The sequence below is a fragment of the Paenibacillus sp. FSL H7-689 genome (genome assembly GCF_000517905.1).
GTDB classification, from domain to species: Bacteria; Bacillota; Bacilli; order Paenibacillales; family Paenibacillaceae; genus Paenibacillus; species Paenibacillus amylolyticus.
Genome location: NZ_ASPU01000015.1, coordinates 148,772 through 167,884, shown reverse-complemented (window position 1 = coordinate 167,884; position 19,113 = coordinate 148,772). Strand labels below are relative to the sequence as shown.

The 19,113-nt window shown below is 46.1% G+C and carries 17 protein-coding genes, 1 tRNA gene and 1 riboswitch; of the genes, 11 read left to right on the top strand and 7 right to left on the bottom strand.

The window, feature by feature from the left end; all coding sequences use genetic code 11:
- Window positions 1-34 precede the first annotated feature (34 nt).
- Together C170_RS11690 and C170_RS11685 are read left to right on the top strand one after the other, a co-directional pair.
- Window positions 35-583 carry a GNAT family N-acetyltransferase gene (locus tag C170_RS11690; protein WP_036609623.1) on the top strand — a complete coding sequence of 183 codons (549 nt, stop codon included), beginning with the start codon at window positions 35-37 and terminating at the stop codon, window positions 581-583.
- Window positions 584-776: 193 nt separating this feature from the next.
- Window positions 777-1,907: a glycosyltransferase family 4 protein gene (locus C170_RS11685; protein ID WP_036609621.1), complete on the top strand. Its 1,131-nt coding sequence runs from the start codon at window positions 777-779 to the stop codon at window positions 1,905-1,907.
- Between the two features lie 135 nt (window positions 1,908-2,042).
- Here the strand turns inward: C170_RS11685 and C170_RS11680 are convergent, their stop codons facing one another.
- The gene (locus C170_RS11680; RefSeq protein ID WP_036609619.1) at window positions 2,043-3,098 is read right to left on the bottom strand and encodes a YkvI family membrane protein; all 1,056 of its coding nucleotides are present in this window, start codon (window positions 3,096-3,098) and stop codon (window positions 2,043-2,045) included.
- A gap of 204 nt (window positions 3,099-3,302) precedes the next feature.
- Here C170_RS11680 and C170_RS11675 point away from each other — a divergent pair, with 204 nt between their 5' ends.
- The 4 genes from C170_RS11675 to C170_RS11660 all read left to right on the top strand — a co-directional run bounded on the left by C170_RS11675 (window position 3,303) and on the right by C170_RS11660 (window position 5,120).
- On the top strand, window positions 3,303-3,884 hold the full coding sequence (locus tag C170_RS11675) for a xanthine phosphoribosyltransferase (protein ID WP_036609617.1): 582 nt from the start codon (window positions 3,303-3,305) through the stop codon (window positions 3,882-3,884).
- Window positions 3,885-3,981: 97 nt separating this feature from the next.
- Window positions 3,982-4,311: a hypothetical protein gene (locus C170_RS11670; RefSeq protein ID WP_036609615.1), complete on the top strand. Its 330-nt coding sequence runs from the start codon at window positions 3,982-3,984 to the stop codon at window positions 4,309-4,311.
- Between the two features lie 119 nt (window positions 4,312-4,430).
- Window positions 4,431-4,649 (top strand): hypothetical protein, encoded by a 219-nt coding sequence (locus tag C170_RS11665; protein WP_036609613.1) that lies wholly within the window; start codon window positions 4,431-4,433, stop codon window positions 4,647-4,649.
- 141 nt (window positions 4,650-4,790) lie between these two features.
- Window positions 4,791-5,120, top strand: coding sequence for a carboxymuconolactone decarboxylase family protein (locus C170_RS11660; protein WP_017689352.1), 330 nt, complete (start codon window positions 4,791-4,793; stop codon window positions 5,118-5,120).
- Window positions 5,121-5,193: 73 nt separating this feature from the next.
- Here the strand turns inward: C170_RS11660 and C170_RS11655 are convergent, their stop codons facing one another.
- The gene (locus C170_RS11655) at window positions 5,194-5,658 is read right to left on the bottom strand and encodes a C40 family peptidase (RefSeq protein WP_036609611.1); all 465 of its coding nucleotides are present in this window, start codon (window positions 5,656-5,658) and stop codon (window positions 5,194-5,196) included.
- Between the two features lie 5 nt (window positions 5,659-5,663).
- A riboswitch (cyclic di-AMP (ydaO/yuaA leader) is annotated at window positions 5,664-5,795 on the bottom strand.
- Window positions 5,796-6,223: 428 nt separating this feature from the next.
- Between C170_RS11655 and pelA the strand changes: the two genes are divergently transcribed.
- Window positions 6,224-7,177, top strand: coding sequence for a pectate lyase (pelA, locus tag C170_RS11650; protein ID WP_200868499.1), 954 nt, complete (start codon window positions 6,224-6,226; stop codon window positions 7,175-7,177).
- A gap of 176 nt (window positions 7,178-7,353) precedes the next feature.
- A tRNA-Leu gene (locus tag C170_RS11645) sits at window positions 7,354-7,437 on the top strand.
- A gap of 145 nt (window positions 7,438-7,582) precedes the next feature.
- Here C170_RS11645 and C170_RS11640 read toward each other — a convergent pair.
- Entirely contained in the window at window positions 7,583-9,277 is a 1,695-nt protein-coding gene (locus C170_RS11640) for a carbohydrate-binding protein (protein WP_036609608.1), read from the bottom strand.
- 451 nt (window positions 9,278-9,728) lie between these two features.
- On the opposite strand from C170_RS11640, the gene C170_RS11635 reads away from it, so the two are divergent.
- Window positions 9,729-10,523, top strand: coding sequence for a divergent polysaccharide deacetylase family protein (locus tag C170_RS11635; RefSeq protein ID WP_442789428.1), 795 nt, complete (start codon window positions 9,729-9,731; stop codon window positions 10,521-10,523).
- On the opposite strand, the gene C170_RS11630 is transcribed toward C170_RS11635, so the two are convergent.
- Entirely contained in the window at window positions 10,498-11,244 is a 747-nt protein-coding gene (locus C170_RS11630; RefSeq protein ID WP_036609607.1) for an N-acetylmuramoyl-L-alanine amidase family protein, read from the bottom strand. The two genes, C170_RS11635 and C170_RS11630, sit on opposite strands and share 26 nt — an antisense overlap.
- A gap of 195 nt (window positions 11,245-11,439) precedes the next feature.
- Here C170_RS11630 and C170_RS11625 point away from each other — a divergent pair, with 195 nt between their 5' ends.
- The gene (locus C170_RS11625; RefSeq protein ID WP_036609606.1) at window positions 11,440-11,658 is read left to right on the top strand and encodes a YqzE family protein; all 219 of its coding nucleotides are present in this window, start codon (window positions 11,440-11,442) and stop codon (window positions 11,656-11,658) included.
- A 120-nt stretch (window positions 11,659-11,778) separates the two neighbouring features.
- On the opposite strand, the gene C170_RS11620 is transcribed toward C170_RS11625, so the two are convergent.
- The 3 genes from C170_RS11620 to C170_RS11610 form a co-directional block, all read right to left on the bottom strand.
- Window positions 11,779-12,663 (bottom strand): hypothetical protein, encoded by an 885-nt coding sequence (locus C170_RS11620; protein WP_036609605.1) that lies wholly within the window; start codon window positions 12,661-12,663, stop codon window positions 11,779-11,781.
- Window positions 12,664-12,940: 277 nt separating this feature from the next.
- The gene (locus C170_RS11615) at window positions 12,941-14,140 is read right to left on the bottom strand and encodes a YqhG family protein (protein WP_036609604.1); all 1,200 of its coding nucleotides are present in this window, start codon (window positions 14,138-14,140) and stop codon (window positions 12,941-12,943) included.
- A 3-nt stretch (window positions 14,141-14,143) separates the two neighbouring features.
- Entirely contained in the window at window positions 14,144-15,907 is a 1,764-nt protein-coding gene (locus C170_RS11610) for a DEAD/DEAH box helicase (RefSeq protein WP_051447131.1), read from the bottom strand.
- Window positions 15,908-16,409: 502 nt separating this feature from the next.
- Between C170_RS11610 and C170_RS11605 the strand changes: the two genes are divergently transcribed.
- Complete coding sequence (locus C170_RS11605; RefSeq protein ID WP_036609603.1) at window positions 16,410-19,049, top strand: adenosylcobalamin-dependent ribonucleoside-diphosphate reductase; 2,640 nt, start codon at window positions 16,410-16,412, stop codon at window positions 19,047-19,049.
- The last annotated feature ends 64 nt before the right edge of the window (window positions 19,050-19,113 follow it).

Sequence of the window (19,113 nt, the reverse complement as noted above, 5' to 3'; positions counted from 1 at the left end):
TTTAAAAGAGATCAGGAAGCGGAGGAGAACAATGATGCACTCATTCAGGATCAGTAGCGAATATATTAACGATGGTTTTCAAGCGGTTCAGGCGAAGCCGGAAGATACGGAGGATGTGATGTCGCTGCTGGTGGAGACAGCCGAATGGTTACAGAGCCAAGGTTCTTCCCAATGGAACGCTTTGCTTAAAGGTGAAGATTCACATGATACGGCAGGGGCGATTCGCCGTGGGGATGTGTTTGTATTTAAAAAAGGGGCGGACGTAGCGGGGATGGTCATCCTTTTGGTTCAGCCAAGTCCTTGGGATATTCATCTTTGGGGTTCAAAAGCTCATGCCGAGGATGGCGCAATTTATCTGCATCGGCTAGCGATTCGAAGAAAATATGCTCAGAGCGGTTTAGGACGGTCCATTTTGCAATGGTCCAGCAGCGGGATACATTTTGAAGGCAAACATACTGTTCGGTTAGATTGCGGAGCGAGCAATGCTACGTTGAACGCCTTTTACGCGCGGAACGGGTATACTTTTTTGGGAGAGACCGATGGTTACAGTACATATGAGAAGCCCGTGGAGCTACTGAGCTGAGAATTCTGACTATCCTATGAATATGTTGACGACAACCGCAAGCGATGGGCTGCTGAATTAGAGCTTTTGCTTCTGAGGGGAACGTTTCATGAATATGTTGTATATACGAGTTATCGTAATATAGATGTTCCGGCTTCCCTATGTCATAATGGATAGTAGATTAGTACGTAAGTTAGAAAGGGGGAAACTAACGGTGAAATTGCTGCAGGCGCTTTTCTTTCCTCCGGAGCAGCCCGGAGGTGTATCCTCTATGATTCCGTATATGCAAGAGAGATTTACAACCCCGAGGTGGGAAATGGATCTGTTCTCGTTGCCAAAGCGAATTCGCAACAAGGGCAGAGAGGAAGTTCAGTTCGAAACGTTTGACTGGACGGAATATCAGGATAGTCCTGTTGTCCAAAAATATATTCAAACTTATCGTGATTATCTTTGGTGGACCAAACTGCGTATTCAGAAGCCCTATGATCTGATCCATGCCCACCACCCAATTGCAGGACTTGCGATGAAAACAGTTTTCCCGGATACACCCCTCATTCAGACGATACACTCCAGTTATGAACGAGAATTAATCCTTAATGGACGCATTGAAACGGATGGACCGGAGCATCGATTCCTGCTTGCGATATATGGTGAGCTGGAACACCAGGCAGAGCGCCTTTTGACGGTGTCGGATTCGTTCCGCCGTTATCTGGCTCCCTACGTGAAGGAACCTGATGTCATCGGTGTGATTCCCAATGGATTTGATGAGAAGCGCTTTAAGCCGATCCCTCATGATAATGCGATACCACAGCTGGTCACGGTATGTCGGCTTGTTCCGGCAAAAGGGTTGGATATTCTTTTCAAAGCTTGTGCGGAACTGAAGGGTCGAGGTCATGATTATGTGTTACATATTATTGGAGATGGACCGATTCGTCCTGATCTGGAAGAATTGGCGCAACGATTGGGGATCTATAATGAGACCATTTTCTATGGTTACACGCTGCACCCTGAGGAATTCATGCCATTCTTTGATATTTTTGTACTTCCTTCACGGGCAGAAGCATTTGGTTCCGTCTTCGCTGAAGCGGCGCTGAGTTGTCTTGCCCTTGTGGGTACGGATGTAGGTGGTATACCGGAACAGATCGAGAACGGTAGCAATGGGTTGCTTGTACCGGCAGAAGATCCTTCTGCATTGGCTGAAGCGCTTGAAAAGGTGATGCTGGACCCGGCTTATCGTTATGAACTTGCCCGTTCAGCGTGTGAAAAAGCCAAGACACATTACTCGCTCGGCAGATCAGTCAATGAGCTGAAAAAGATGTATCTACAGTTTCCTAGCCAAGCCTAAAACGTAGAGCAAAAAGTGCGAGCCGCTGTGATAAACAGCGGCCTTTTGTCATGTTTAAGGAAAGAGTACCCGCGGTGAATTGTGGTTAGAAGGCAAACGGATGCTCATATTCATGAAATACATGGACCGTGAGATTTATATATTGTTGCGTTTACGAAAGGTGCCCCAGCGGTTCAGTACCAATTTGGCAGCCCAGATTAATGCCATTGTTCCAAAGATGGGGTAAAGGATGGACAGCAGGGAACTGAATCCAAACTGGCTGAGTGAGTAACACAATAGCATAATGGTTAATGTAATGAAACGGGGATGGACACGTATATGTTGTCTCAGTTGCAAGGTCATTCCATAGATATCGGCTACAAAGGTAGTGAATATTTCCATGAAAATAAGGGATACATATACAGATTGCACTGCCCATCCAAGTTGAAAGGCAATGCTGCCCATCGGGATTTCGAATTGGATGATGCCGGGCATCTGAGCTGACATGGCAAAATGAGCTGCCATCAGCATGAAACCAACGCCAATTCCACCCAATACTCCACCCCACTTCAGCACATTCCGACTACGAATCTGGTTACCTACAGGCACAAGAACAGCTTGAGCCAACACCAGATTGAATGAAGTATACAATAGTGGAGACAGCCACACTTGAATAGGGTTTGAGTCTGTCGTCAGTGTGATGAATCGGGAAGCACCTGGATGATGGATCGTACTGGTGATCATGAGCAGAGATAACAGGAGCATCATGGGCACAACGATGCTATTCATTTGTAGGATGGCTTGAATGCCCCGACCGAGAAGCAGATATGTCCCTACAAGTGTGACGATCAGACCTGTCTGATAATGCAAACCCAGATGCTCGACAAAAACGGAGCCTGCTCCGGCAAGCATGACACTGTTCACGCCAATGAGAATGAGAAGGGTCACCCAGGTGATCCATTTGCCCGCCTTATGGCCGAATAAATGTTTGTTCAGATCCTCATAAGAGCGGGACCCGGTATCGTGAGCGATCAGCATCATTTTGGTACCTAACCAGACAAAGAGCATGGTGGATAAGCCTATGGTGATGGTGGCCCATTTGCCATACTGGGTAAAAAACTGCAAAATTTCCTGCCCTGTAGCGAAGCCGGCTCCAACAACCGTTCCAATGTATGTAAATGCGATCTGCAGCACCCGAAATGCCTGTTTCATGTGTTTCCCCTCTCAGGCCCCTGTATAGTTTGGACATGCGGGTACCATGGTACAAGGTATGCTTGACCCACGAAAGTCATGACAATCGATAATGAGCTTTGGCTTGAAATGCGTCCCAAGGACAACGCCCAGGCAATTTCGCTTGAACTTATAGATAGATATATGATACTTTTACCTCATAGGATAGGCTTGGGAGGTCAAATCATGGAATTATTGAAACAACGAATTTTACAAGAAGGTGTGGTTATCTCGGATCAAGTATTAAAGCTGGATGGTCTGTTGAACCACCAGATTGATCCTGCATTAACGATGGAGATGGGACGTGAGTTTGCTGCCCGTTTTCGTGAAAGTGGAGTAACTCGGGTAATCACGGTAGAATCCTCAGGGATTCCGGTTGCGTTTGCCGCAGCCTATGAACTTGGGGTGCCCCTTGTATTCGCCCGTCGCAAAAAAACACTTCTGGCTGATCCTGATGCTTACTGTGAACGTGTACCGTCCTTTACCAAAGGAATTGTAACTGACATTATGGTATCCCGCGAGTTCATTCATGAGAATGACCGCATTTTGTTCATTGATGATATCATTGCCAATGGAGATGCCGCTCGTGGCGTCATCAAAATTATCGAGCGTTCCGGTGCGGAACTCGTCGGATTCGGCGTTGTGGTCGAGAAAAGTTTCCAGGCAGGGGCACGCACGATTCGTGAACAGGGTATTCCGGTGGAAGCCTTGGTACGCATTCGTTCCCTGAACGATGGAACAGTACAATTTGACGATAACGAAATGTGACATTTTAAAGGAATAGGGCCTATTTTTTGAACTATGCCTTTGCATGACCGCCGATTTCATTTATAATGGGGTTATGTTAGGGAGAGGAGGCAACACCATGGGGAACCAACCGGCAACAGAACAATTTTTTAATGATAAGCTGGCGGAATCGAAAGTTCATTTTGAACGTGCCCTGGATTGTAAACATACGGAATTCGATGACCTTTATCCCTATATGATTGAACATCCTCAATTTTTCTGGTACAAACGCTATGTTGCCTGGTCAGAATTACTGACGATTGTAGGCTTGTGCGAAGAGTTGTCCTTCTCTTGGAAAGAACAATTTACACCGCATCAAGTGGAGTACCTTGAAGAACGTGTGATGTCCGCCAAAGTGCTTGATTTTTGGTTCGAGAAGAACGACAGCAAAGAGCACGCGCAGCGGTAACTTTCAGTCGGGACATAATTTCGAATGACATGACAGTCCAATACAGTCACGTGAGACCTAAATGACTTTTCATTTAGGTCTCTTTTTGTAAATAAATTTGAAATATAGGAGCCATGAAGATGATTAGTGATACAGAATTGGACGCCCTGCGTCTGTCAGGTGAGAAAGTTAGAGTCGTACGGGACGAGCTGGAATCGAACGACGTGAAGGGGATTGTGGTTGCCTGGGATGGCGAGCAGGTACTTATACGTCGTCAGAATCGACGTGTAGTTAAGCTGGACCGAGGTTACAGCTATCAGCTGTTCAGCGAGCCGCGCCAGAGTCCACTTAGTGAGTAACAGCTTGTAATTATGGCAGGGCCATGAGCGTTAAATGTTTGGAATTACCATGATTTCTTGGCATAATTGGCTCACTCGGGAGAGAAGATAGGTACAGTGAGGAAGATCTGTAACTATAGCCGAGAGGGTGTGCTACAAGCCATGACATTGATGAATGATAAAGTTCATGCCTACAAGGATCAGATTGGAGCATTAAGCGATGTGCTGCCAGGTGTGGTGAAGTCGTATCATGAGTTTACCGGAGAATGCTTCCAACCTGGCGTGATTGATGCGAAGACAAAACAGCTAATTGCGCTTGGCATTGGATTATTCGCCAACAATGAGGTATGTACCTTCTACCATGTAGAAGAAGCCCGTGCCAAGGGTGCAACTGATCAGGAGATCATGGAGACCGTAGCCGTGGCCGGAGCTGTTGGTGGAGGACATGCCCTGTCTCAGGGTGCGATGCGAGTGCAGAAGGCGCTGCATTAGTAAGCAATGCAACATAAATTTTTAAGTGCAAAAAAGGCATCCGGTTAATAACCGATGCCTTTTTGTATGTGAATCACATTTTACCTAACATTTTATCATACATAAACTGTCCAGTTACCCGACGTGCTGTTACATAACGATCATTGAAGTATGGATTCGATAACTTCGTGATGCTTACACCTTTACTGCTGGAGGCATGAGCGAATTGTCCGCCGCCGATATATACACCTGTATGTGAAATGCCTTTGCCTGTTGTATTAAAGAACACCAGATCACCTGTCCGAACATTGCTCTTGGAAACGGGAGTACCTGCTTTGGCTTGCTGCTGCGAAGTACGTGGTAATTCAATGCTGTATTTGTTGAAAAGATATCTCATAAAACCAGAACAGTCGAAGCCGGCTACAGTTGTGCCACCCCATTTGTAAGGAATACCTGTCATGTTGTTCACTACGGAGTTGATACTGCTTGCCTCTGTGCTTGTTGCCCCGGATGTAAATAATACAGCTGCTCCAAAAATGGAGATAATCAGTTTTTTCAAAATCAATGTTCTCCCTTCGATGCCTACGGAGTTAGCTAAGGGTTCGGTAGAAGGTTCCCTATATTTCCTATGTATAAGAATAATTCACCCAAATTGGTTCCCCCGTTTTCAAACATGAAACTCGGCAATGAATAATTAAGTTTTTGTAACTATTTGAAACTATATTGCATAAATGCGTAATTGTCAAACCCATTTAAACCCTTTCTTAATACCTCAATGTTAGCGGAATTAAGGTTTTTATATGAAAAAAGGGATCAAGTTGGGGTATCATTCATGACAAAAACGTCATTATTGATTCGTTTAAGACGAATTTGGATAAATAGATAGGTTTGTCATGAGTTAAAAGAACTATTCCTTTATGTAGAATTAGAGAGATTATATTCATTGAGTTGCATATATTGACAAAAATCGATTTTTTGCATATTATCTGATTATCCAATCCACATATTGGATTAAAATTGATTTTATTATGCGATAAATACAAATAAAGGAGGTTTAGAGACGCGTATCATAGGTAAAGTAGAAGTGGAAGATTTATAAAAACGAACATAGGAGAGTGTTACATTTGAAAGCGAAGAAAATAATTACTTTTGTCCTGGCATGTACGATGGTGTTCTCAGCAGTTGGAATGGCAGTTCTCCCTGTAGGGACGGTATCTGCTGCAGATGCGTCGGGTACTACAGCGAGTATTTCTGATATTTTGAAGAACCAGCTGCCGGATGGAGGTTGGAGAAAAGATTATAAACAGACAAGTGGAGAGTGGGCAAAGTCCACGATAGACAACAAGGCTACATACTCAGAAATTAGAAGATTGGCGAAGGAATTTAAAAAGACGAATGATCCGCGTTACTCCACAGCTGCAATCAAAGGAATTAACTTTTTGATCAACATGCAGTATTCAAACGGCGGGTGGCCACAAGTTTACCAAAGCTCCGGATACCACAAGCACATCACTTACAATGATGATGCCATGATTAATGTAATGATCATGCTGGATGAAGTAGCGGCACGCAAAGGTGATTTCTCATTTATCGACAGTACACTTGCTAACCGCAGTAAAAATTCAGTTGCCAAAGGTGTGGAGGCGATTCTGAATACACAGGTCGTTTCAGGTGGTAAGCTGACAGCATGGGGACAACAACATGATTCCAGCTCTCTTAAACCAGCGAGCGCAAGAATCTACGAAGTGCCATCGCTGACAGCTGGAGAGAGTGTAACGATTGTTAAATTTCTGAAAACCAGACCTGCTAACGCTAAAATTACCGCATCCATTAAAGGAGCGGAGGCTTGGTTTAACAAAGTGAAAATTACGGGTTACAAGTATGAAAGAGCTAATGGAGATAGTAAAATTATCGCTGATTCCAAAGCTGCACCAATTTGGGCACGCTTCTATGAGATCGGAACGGATAAACCAATCTTTATTGGTCGTGACGGGGTAGTTAAATACAAATTAAGTGATATTGATAAAGAAAGAAGAGGCGGTTATGCATGGTATGGCAACTGGCCTTCCAAGCTGTAATTTGTAGTATGCTTCCGTATTAATGAACCAAACTATTAGCAACAGTTAAAGGTAAGGCCCGAATCGACATGGACGTCTGATTCGGGCTTTATTGTTATTATTTTCAGTGTTGACATGATAGATTACGCATGATATATTATTTCTTGTCGCCGATATGGATGACGAAGATACAATATGCGGTCGTGGCGGAATTGGCAGACGCGCACGGTTCAGGTCCGTGTGGGCTAACCCCCGTGGAGGTTCGAGTCCTCTCGACCGCATCTAATAAAAAGACTCCTTAAGCTAACGCTTAAGGAGTCTTTTTTTGCATTTTTTGATATAACACTAACTTTAGTGATGAGTATTCAAGAGGTTAGTGCTTAGCTGCACGTACAGCAAATGTCTTCCATCAGCCATACGGAACGTTTATTGTGCTGCGGTAACATTAACGCTGTCAATATTCGGTCCTTCCGATCCGGTGGTAACCACTTTCAATGTATTGGTCCCCGTGTTCATGGGGACCTGTATTGTTTTTTCAACCCAAGTGGACCAGCTTCCCGTAGCGGGAAAGGGCTCGTTGCTGATGACTTTGGTTCCGTTCACAAAAATGTCGAGGTTCCGAGTGCCGCTTTCCAGCGCATAACGAAACTTTACGTTTTTGGTACCTGTTGTCGTGTTATTAATGCCGTTCCATTGAATGGCTGAACCAGTCATCGCATTGAAGTTAACATACCCGGAGCCAGTGTAACCGGGGTAGATTGTTTCAATGGCAGCTTCCGTAAGTGACGTTCCGGTCTCGGCTTCATACGTCGTGCCACTGCCTGTATTCCCGCCGCTATTTCCGCCAGTAACGTTGGCAACAAACGTTGTTACGCTCTGAGGCGGGAGCTGTGCCGTGAAGGCTCCATTGGATACGTTAAGCGAGGTTCCGCTTGCCAGGTTTCGACTGCTGTCCGTAATCCATGAGGACACAGTAGAGGCATTACCATTCTGCAGAACGAATTTTTGGCTTGTGGCTGAAGTTCCACGGTTAATTGCCACGACGACGACTTTGTTATCACCTTTATAGGCTGAGACAAATGTGTTCGTATCCGGATTTTTCGTTGCATCGACTCGCAGGTAGCCTGGACGCACGAATTTAGAGAAATGAGCCATATTATACCCGCGTTTGCTTATGGTACCGTCCTCTTTCATCGGACCATACTGTCTGCGGATGTACCACCACACGTAGGCCTGGAAATCACCTTCTACCATGGCATTGTGCATGTGATAGGAAACGTCTAATGCTTCAGGCCAGCGGTCTGCTGAGTTGTTGTCACTGTTTGGAACATACACTTCAGTCATCCACAGTTCTTTACCGGCTCCTTTTTGCTTAAAGAGAGGGTAGGCAAAATTCGAAATCTGGGTTCCATACGTATGTGCTCCCAGAATGTCCATGTTGGCAAGTGCCTGCGGATCATTCAGGATTGGGTCGGATATGTTCTTTAAGTACTGGAAGGATTCAGGCGCCATGACTTTGGTACCTTGGATGGACCCGGCATTTTCTTTCATGAATCGAAGGATCTCTTGTGGAGTCCACCAAGTCCAGTCATGAGCATAATCCGGTTCGTTTTGTACAGAAATGGCATACAGATCTACGCCGTTATTTTTCATGTAGGTTACAAAGTCGTTCAGATGTTGCGCATATGCGGTATATTTGTCGTATTTCAGACGTTTGGCATTTGTGTCCCCATTGCGGTTGAATGTTTCAACCATGCTGCTTGGAGGATTCCATGGGGATGCAAATACAATAGCACCCTTTTCGATAGCCCGTTTGGCTGTGGCAACTTCACGATACCAGTTATTGGAATCTGGATCAACGTAGATCCTGAGAATGGAGAAGCCTAATTGATTCTGGTCATTACCAAAAGCAGTTTCACGTTGAGCGGGAGTCAGATCACCAATCCAGGCAGGAAGGTTAATGCCCCCAAAGCCCTTGATCAGCTGTTTTTCCGAGGACAAATTAATGTTGGCATCGCTGGCTGCTGACACATTTGTCGGGGTTAACATCAAAGGCAGGGCTGTTAAACAGGCCAAAAGAACATTAATCGTCTTTTTTAGTTTGAATTTCACTACTTTCATCCTCCTCGATAATAGTAAGTTACATAGAGAAACCGCAACCAGGAATAACAAACAAGAATAGCGGATTGTCTGGCATTTATTTTATGTAAACCCTTTCAAAACCTCCTTCCATAAATCATAGGATAGAATTGAAGCATAGAACCTCTTTCATTTGTTGATTCTACTAAAAAATTCCTAAACTGAAAACCTGACAAATTACAGTATTTTTTCTAATTAATCTCTATTTTCTAACTATTCAATGACAGTTCTTGTCTGAATGCAAAAGGGAAAACTGGAATGATGGGGGATTCGCTTGAGATAGAGGTCTTCAATGGGCGGGGGTATGATCATTAAGGAAGGCTTTGGCTTACATATTCCTCCCTTCATTATCAAACAATGAGATCACAGAAGTTACGGGGAGGGAATCATGATGAAGGTACAGAGAAAGAATTATCGATTCATTGCAGGTATCATGGCATTATTGATTGTGTTTTACGCAGGCATATCGGCAGGAGGGCCTACAGCGGCAGCTTCAGAGTCCACATCGAATCACAAACGGTTAGCGATTATCATCGATGATGTTGGTAATGACATGAAGGGTACGGCAGAGATCCTGGCGATGCCAGTCAAACTGACGGTAGCGGTTATGCCTTTTTTACCAACAACGAAGAAAGATGCGATGGCTGCACATGAAAAGGGAATGGATGTGATTGTGCACATGCCCATGGAACCCAAGAAAGGACGACCTGAATGGCTGGGCCCGGGTGCAATCACATCCAATCTAACAGATGAAGAAGTCCGCTCACGCGTGGAGAAAGCGATTGATGATGTGCCCCACGCCATTGGCATGAACAATCATATGGGTTCCAAAATTACTTCGGACAAACGCATCATGTCCATTGTGCTCGATGTATGCAAGGAGCGGGGTCTCTTCTTTGTAGACAGTCGTACGAACTTTCGCTCCGTGGTGGGGGAACTGGCCATATCCAAAAACATGCCACCTGTAGGTAATGACATTTTCCTGGATGATCAAAACTCCAAGCAACACATTCGCAAGCAACTGGATCTGGCTGCTCAGCGTGCGATCGACAAGGATATCTGTGTTGTCATTGGTCATGTCGGTCATTCGGGGATGAACACATCCGCAGTAATTCGTGAATCCGTCTCCCGTCTGCAAAATCAGGTCCAATTTGTAGGGATTGGTGATCTGGTTCGAGATGTGTGGCAATGGCAGTCTGCTCCTACACTACCGACAGATAATAAATAATGCCATTGGCAATGGACTGGGCGATTCGTTTTTGCTCAGCGGGGTCATTCATTCTGGCTCGATCTGCCGCATTGCTCAAAAATCCGGTTTCGACGATGACGGCAGGTTGCTTCACGTAATTCAATATATAAAAGGGCTTGCCCCATACAACCCCGTGCTCCGTTTCGTACAACTTGTTCATGGCATCCTGAATGGATTGGGCCAGCAAATAACTCCTGCCTTCTTTCTGGTGCAGTACCACCGGGCCGTGTGCTGTCGATCGGGGACTCCAGTTCGCATGAATGCTGACCACGATATCTGTACTTACTTCTTCGCTAAGGCTTTTACGTTGAGCAAGATCTCTGGTATGACGGGAGCGGCTGTTCAGCCAGCGGTTCTCATCACTAAGTGCATAATCACCAAGTCGATTGATGATAACGGCATAACCTTTGCTGCGAAGCAGGAGATAGACCTTTTGGCTAATGGCCAGGTTGATATCTTTTTCCAGCACACCTTGGGCTGACGTACCACCGTCAATACCCCCATGGCCTACGTCGAGCAGGATAACGGGTGCTGCAAAGGCATGATGACTTGAGCGATAAGCATCTCCATCGGTCACTGGTAGCATGGATGGACTGTTCTGGGACGGGGCTGCTTTTCCATGCGCGACATGGTGGGGCAGGATGGGAAGACAATGGAAGCTAATGAGCAAGGCCACCGAAGCGGTCAGTAGCTTATACATGGGAATACACACTCCTTCATGAAATAGGTACCGGATGCAGATTAAAGACTGTATGGATACCTTTGGCATTAGACTGTGCATTTTGAGGGTTTTCATACTCCTTTCAATAAAAAAATGTTTAACCATTGCACATCCTGCACACAATAGAACTATCGTAAGCTCCGTGAAAGTGCAGGAGCGAAGGAGGCAGAGGTTATGGCCAAAAGTGATGAGTTGGTAAAATACATTACGCAACGTGTAGTACATTATATCGATACGCCGAAGGATGAGCGGAAAGGTCGCACCAAAAGGAAAGAGCCGTGGGCGATGAAGTGGTTTGGTATGATCCCTTTCGCTGTATCCCTGTGGGTGGGGAAAAAGGAAAAAGAATTCGATACACAGTCTCATAAACGAAGTTCTTCGGGAAAAGGGTGACTATCCCTTACCTATTTCACTAATGGTAAACCAAAAGACGCAATCCCTTAATAAAATGGGAAGGCGTCTTATTTGTTGTTTTACAAATTATCTGACTGTGTCTTAAGAATTTGCTGATGATCAAGGATTTACGAGGTAAAAATGGCCATCTTGCTGCAATGTGCTTAAAGGGACAAAGCGTTGAATGGATGATTTTCCACCTAGCGCTACATATAGAATGGACTCTGCTTCCTGATCTGCATGCCATAGCTGATAACCGCTAACGGGTAGAGGACCACCGTATACAACGTTACGATCACCCGCTGAGAAAACAATCTCTTGATTCTCCCCGTGTTGTATCACATCTTGTGCCCGGTCGGCAGCAACAGGTTTGGAGGTAATCCACAACAAATTGTCAGCCGGATTGAAGACGGGGCGAAGATGAAGTGGATCGACTGATAAAGATGGCGTTGTGGATAAATCAGTTATGCTGGCAGAGTTCTGTTTGGAATCAGCCTCCAGCAGGTTCAGTAACTCTGAAGGTAGTACATCTCCGTTCGTAGCCTCAATATAAAGTGCAGGATGATTAGGTTGTTCCACTTTCCAATAAGCCAGTAGGGGAAGAGCATAACCAAGATGAAGCTCTCCTCCGCCAGCGAGTAATACCTCAAGATTCACATGTTGTCGATCCAAGGCTTGTCCAAGAAGTTCATTGTCGTATGGTGACTGTTCTCCATGACCATATTCACTAAGCATCAACTGGCCCTGCTCTGTGGCCGTAATAATCATATATCCGATAGGTTTGCCTTCAAACTCAGCTTGTACAAGCCAGCTATGTAAACCCGGCCCCAGAGGGTAGAAGTCCAGGTCGGCGTTCTTCCAATGCACTTCGCCGTTAGCTGTACCAAGTGTAACAGCTTGTTGCTCTGCAAACTGTTGCACAGCAGCGGGAGCTAGCTTTTCATTCTGAATGGCATGATGTTTGGAGCTATACTCTGTTGATGATGCGGGGGATAGCGAAGACATTTTTTGTTCCTCTGCATTGGCTATCGACCAAAAAGAGAATAGGGCAAGACAACTGAGCAAGCCCAAGGTTATACAGGTTGTTTTCCAAGCGTTGTTCCAACACGTATGAAAGAATCGTCTCAAATTTACACCTACTTTTTCATTTATCCGTTACCTGAGCGGGTCCTAGTTTCATTCTAGGGGACAGGCTATGCAAAGGTTGCTGCAACCTGTCGGGTAGCTGATCATAAATAAACACTACTTTTGCCAGCATTTGCAGGAAAAGTAGTGTCTTCGTCTATCTTAAGTGAAACATGCCGCTGCTAATGGCAGTCACTTTCACTTTGGGTTCATATTGCCAGATCATCTCGGTCCGGCGTGTCTCATACTGCAGTTTCATAGCTTCGCGATCGATTACCGCCTGTTTTGCTTTCTCTTCTTCGGCATCTGTCTCGGAGTCGATCGGTACTGCGGCCTCTGCCGCCAGTTCTACATCTGCTCCAATGGGTTTAGCGTTAGTTATATCCACAACTTTTTTCAGTGGTGCAGGTGGCGTACGGTCAGAATGGACATTCTCATTCTCCGTGTCTGAGGTTATGTTACCTGGTGATTCTACCTCAGGGGTATCTTCCCGAAGTACCGCCTCATAGTAGGTGTCCAACACGTCCAGCTCCAGATCAAGCCGCTCTTGTGCTTTCTCTGCCCAGCTATAATCGAGTTCCAACAAGCGGTTCGTCAAATGAGATTCCAAAGCAGCTCCGGCATCAAATAACGAAACTTTAGCTGTCTGTACATGCATGTTCTCCGCAAGCCTCGGACTAAGATCACGTCGGTTCAGCTTGGTGCCGAATTTTTCTATAATTTCACCCGAGCGAAGGGAAATGCCGAGAAAATGCAATTCCTCCCGTTTCAAATCACAGGCGAATTCCACCTTGAAACAGACACCAAGCCAAGGCTCATATACGGCTGGCGCTGTAGCCCGCAATTGCCGTTTGGCAGCCTGTTCGAACAGGTTCACGAAGGCACCGCCTTCACGGGCAGCGCCGAAAATCTGCTGCAGTCTGCGACTGCCATACACCACTTCTTCACGCAATATTCGTCCTGGCCCCAGCTGTGGCAACGATGGCGTAATACCGAAGTAACGGCCTAAAATAGTTTCTTTTGGTGGCTCGCCTTGAGGACTGCCGTTGGTTACGCCATTCGTTCCATCGGGGTTAGGAACAGCAGGAGGTGATGCTTGCGCAGCTTTGGCTTCTGCTGCTTCAATGGCCTGCTGATAACTGTCAGGATCAAATATAAATGTAAAGGACATCGTCTCAGCGGGTGCTCCGGTTCGTTCCACGAACCCCCAATAATAGGGGCGATTGGTCAACGCTTTGTCCGCCTCAGGAGAGAGTTTGACTGTAACATGGGCAGGGGAACGCTCCATAATCTGACAATCCAGTGCTTCCAGATAGGTGAGAACATAAGCCTGCACTTCATGGGGAGACATGGTCATGAGTTAGCTACCTCCTTTACGAAGATCTAACAACCCGGATACGGCAGGCCCTTCATCTGAAACCTCACGTTGAATAGAGTTCAGCGATTGTCCAAGTGAATCCATTTTTCGGCGAATATCTTCATCAGTTTGTGATTCCAGCATGATCTTGTACAAACTTTTCTCAATAGACTCCTTCTTCTCCAGCCGTTCCAGAATGACATCCAGCCCGCCGATCACCATCTCAAACATATTGATCTTCTCATGCAGCAGATTCAGAATATGTTCCTCAATGGTTCCAGTCGTGGATAAATTGAAGATGTTCACGTCATTTTGCTGTCCCAGCCGGTGTACCCGACCGATCCGCTGCTCTACCCGCATAGGGTTCCAAGGCAGATCAAAGTTGATCATATGATGGCAAAATTGCAAATTGATGCCCTCACCACCTGCTTCGGTTGCAATCATGGCCTGCACACGCCCGCGGAAGAGATCCATCATCCAGTCTTTTTTGCCTCGATTCATGCCACCCCGATAGGGTACTGCCGTAAGCCCATTGTTGCGGAAATAGTTTAGCAGATACTCCTGCGTGGCCCGGTATTCAGTGAAGATAATTACTTTTTCATTCATGTTCCGAACCAGTTCCATCGTTTTCTCCGCTTTGGTATTCTCCTTGATCGCTTTAATATGGGCAACGAGTTCCCAAATCTTGTCCCGAAGGGGAGAGTCCAGCGGAAGTTTCTTCGACAGATTAACCAGCGTCACGAATACAGCATCCCGACTGCTGCACACTTCACGCTGCAATGTAACAAGGGAGAGCATGCTGCTCAGGTTGCCGCCAGCTTCCTGGTACTGGTCTTTAACAAAGGAAGTCACGCCATCATAAAGCGCTTGTTCTTCGGGCGATAGTTGCAGATTCACGTTGGAGACATTCCGTTTGGTAAATTGAACAGGGCCTTCGCCGCGGCGGTTACGAATCATGACTTTGGATAACTCGTTCTTAAGCTGTTCCTGATTTTTCGGAACCCGTTTGTCTACAACAAAGTTGGCCGCAAAGTCACCCTGACGACCCAGTTGACCGGGCTTCAGCAGGTTGATCAGATTGAACAATTCACTCATATCGTTCTGCACAGGTGTAGCTGTGAGCAGCAGACAATACTTTTTGCGCAATTTGAGCATGAATTGATAGTTGGTTGTTTTCTTGTTTTTGAGTTTATGAGCCTCGTCAATAATAATCATGTCGTAGTCGGTATTCAGCAGCATATCTTTATGCGGGTCACGTTTGGCTGTATCCATGGAAGCAACAACCACTTCATTCTGCCAGGAATAGGCCTTTTTCTGGGCAATAGCAGGGATGCCAAATTTTGAATTCAACTCCCGTACCCATTGCAGTACAAGAGAGGCTGGCACGAGAATGAGTACCTTGGATACGAGACCCCGAACCATATATTCTTTCAGAATGAGACCGGCTTCAATGGTTTTGCCAAGACCCACCTCATCGGCGAGAATGGCCCGGCCTGACATTTCAAATAATACTCTGCGAGCAGTGTCCATCTGGTGAGGGAGTGGAGTGAGGCCTTGTAGATGCTTGAGACATTGGATCTCGTCAAAATTGGGAATCAGGTTGGTCTCTTCGGCTTGAATACCCAGTTGGAAGAGTCGATAATCCCCCCAAGGACCTCCTTTATCCAGTCGTGATTCCAATTGATTAATCCAGGTCCGATCAAATTCCAACGGAACGGGTAGCTCGGCTACAGGTTGATTCATGTGGTGCGGGTTTTTCCGGTTCATGGTGTTTCCTCCCCTGCCATACGTGATGACGTTTTATTCGTAGGTAATAGTATGGACGAATGAGAGTCAGTTCATAACTATGTGGGTTCAAATAAGGAATATTTACACTTGTCACTCCGATGACAGAATAACCTTCCAATCGCTGTTATCCCCAGATTTTTTTTGATTCCCTTGTCCAAAGGGGGAAAACCCGGGGATAGCGTATGCTTTCGATGCAGCTTTCTTTCAGAAAGCTTTTAGGCCAACGCTTCGCTTCTTCAGGTTATTTCTGTCCTCTCCGTTCTTGTGTAAAAAGTTTAGTTGAACCAATGTGAACTACAGTTTATTTACAAGAAGCTTGTCCGAGTATAGGGAGTATATGAAGATGGATTATGATAAAAGTCATATGGAAAATCAATATATGGTGTATTATACTGAATTTATATCACTATATGTGGTGTTTAATCATAATTTACTTTTATAGTGAAAATGGAGCTTTATGCCGGGGAGGTTGAATGTAGCGATGAAATCGAACCAACGATCGTACCAATTAGAAGGACTTAGCGAAAAAATATTTCTGGATCGATACGCCTGGAAGGACGCTGATTCGAATAATGCCAAGGTCGGAGATGTGGTATTGGTATTAACGAAGGATGATCCGAAGTTCCCAACCAAGGAAGTGGGCGAAATCATAGAACGTAAGGGTCAGCTTGTACAGGTAAGGACTCGAAGCGGAGAGATGATTGAGACAAACGTGGAGAAATTGACACTCAACATAGAAAAAACACCGGAAGAGATGTGGGACCGTCTTGCCAAAGCGATGGCTTCTGTCGAATCCACAGCCGATAAGCGGGCAACGTGGGAGTCCAAGTTCCGCTCTGTGTTGGAAGATTGGAAGTTAGTACCCGGAGGCCGCATTGCTGCAGGTGCGGGGGCAAGCGATGAGCTGACACTTTTCAATTGTTATGTCATTCCGTCTCCGCAAGACAGTCGGGGTGGCATCATGAAGACTTTGACCGAGATGACGGAAATTATGGCACGTGGGGGAGGCGTAGGTATTAATTTGTCCTCTTTGCGTCCTCGCCGAGCGGTGGTGAAAGGTGTCAACGGATCATCCAGCGGTTCCGTATCGTGGGGCGGATTGTTCAGTTATACGACTGGACTGATTGAACAGGGCGGAAGCCGCCGGGGTGCGCTCATGCTGATGATGAATGACTGGCATCCGGATGTGCTTGATTTTATTACTGTGAAACAAGCGATGGGGCAGGTGACCAATGCCAATCTGTCTGTATGTGTGAGCAACGCATTTATGGAGGCTGTCAAGCAGGACGGAGATTGGGATTTGGTTTTCCCCGATACGAACGATCCGGACTACGACACCGAGTGGAACGGGGATATGCAGCAATGGAAAGCCGCGGGTCATTCGGTGGTGCACTATCGTACACTGAAGGCTCGCGAAATCTGGCATACCATTATTGAATCAGCCTGGAAATCGGCAGAGCCTGGTGTGGTATTCATGGAGTACTATAACCAGATGTCCAACAGCTGGTACTTCAATCCGATTATCTGTACTAATCCGTGCGGGGAACAAGGCCTGCCTGGCTGGGGTGTATGTAATCTGTCTGCCATTAATCTGTCCAAATTCTACGATGAAACAAATCATGATGTGGCATGGGATGAACTGGCGGAAACCACTCGTATCTCGGCTAGATTTTTGGACAATGTCATCGACGCAACACCATATCATTTTGAGGAAAATAGACTGAATCAGCAGCGTGAACGCCGGGTTGGGCTTGGCACCATGGGGCTGGCAGAGCTGATGATTAAGCTGCGTATACGATACGGCAGTCCTGAATCCCTTGAATTTCTGGATAAACTGTATGGATTCATGGCGAAGGAGGCCTATCTAGCATCGGCAGAGATTGCAGCAGAGAAGGGTGCTTTCCCAGCATTTGAAGCTGAACCTTACTTACAGAGTGGATTTATGAAAAACATGGTTGCGACGTACCCTGAAGTGGGAGAGGCGATTCGTAAACAAGGCATTCGAAATGTCACACTGATCACACAGGCGCCAACGGGCAGTACAGGTACGATGGTGGGCACATCAACAGGTATTGAGCCGTATTTCGCCTTCAAGTATTTCCGTCAAAGCCGTCTAGGTTATGATGAACAGTTCGTACCGATTGCACAAGATTGGCTGGATGAACATCCAGGTGAAGCTTTACCCGACTATTATGTGACGGCGATGGATCTGTCGGCTGAGAATCATATCCGGGTGCAGGCAACGATTCAGCAATGGGTAGATAGTTCAATCTCGAAGACGGCCAACTGTCCGGCTGATTTTACAGTGGAGAATACGGCTGAGCTGTACGAACTGGCCTTCGACCTTGGCTGCAAGGGAGTAACGATATACCGTGATGGCAGCAGGGATGTGCAGGTGTTGTCCACGTCGAAGAAGGAAGAGACTCAAGGTGAAGATCAGAACACGGCGGAAGCTGAAGAGAAGACAGTCGTATCTGCTATAGAAAACCCGAATAATGCTGAAGTACAGGCAAGTGATGGAACTTCCAATAGCCAGGTTGGTGTTAGAACGCATTCTTCCGATCAAGCCCCATCCTCTTCTACAGTGCTGGATAAACAATATAGAAGCCGTCCTCAGGTACTGCGTGGTGCAACATACAAAATCAATACGCCATTTGGTATGGCTTACATTACGATCAATGATCTGGAGGGAACGCCGGGTGAGATCTTCCTGAACGTGGGCAAAGCGGGATCGGACGTGTTTGCCATGGCTGAGGCACTTGGTCGAGTATGCTCTCTGTTCCTTCGATATGGAGATCATGGGCACAAGGTTGAACTGTTGATCAAACATCTCAAGGGAATCGGTGGTTCGGGAGCGATTGGCTTCGGAGCCAACAGGGTTGAATCGATTGCTGATGCAGTCGCCAAAGCATTGGAAAGTCATTTACAGAGCGATGTGCAGGAGAACCAAACTGAAGCATTAATAGAACAGAATCAAGTGGAGAGCACGTATCCCAAAGTGGAGGATCAGAAAACCTTTATCGAATCGAGAGATTTATGTCCTTCATGCGGCTCGGCATCCCTGATGAATGTGGAAGGTTGCAAAACATGCAGCAACTGTGGGTACAGTAAATGCAATTAAATATCTTTTGAAAAAAAGAGAAAAAGAAAGGCACTCCTGACTCCATTACGAAGTCAGGAATGCC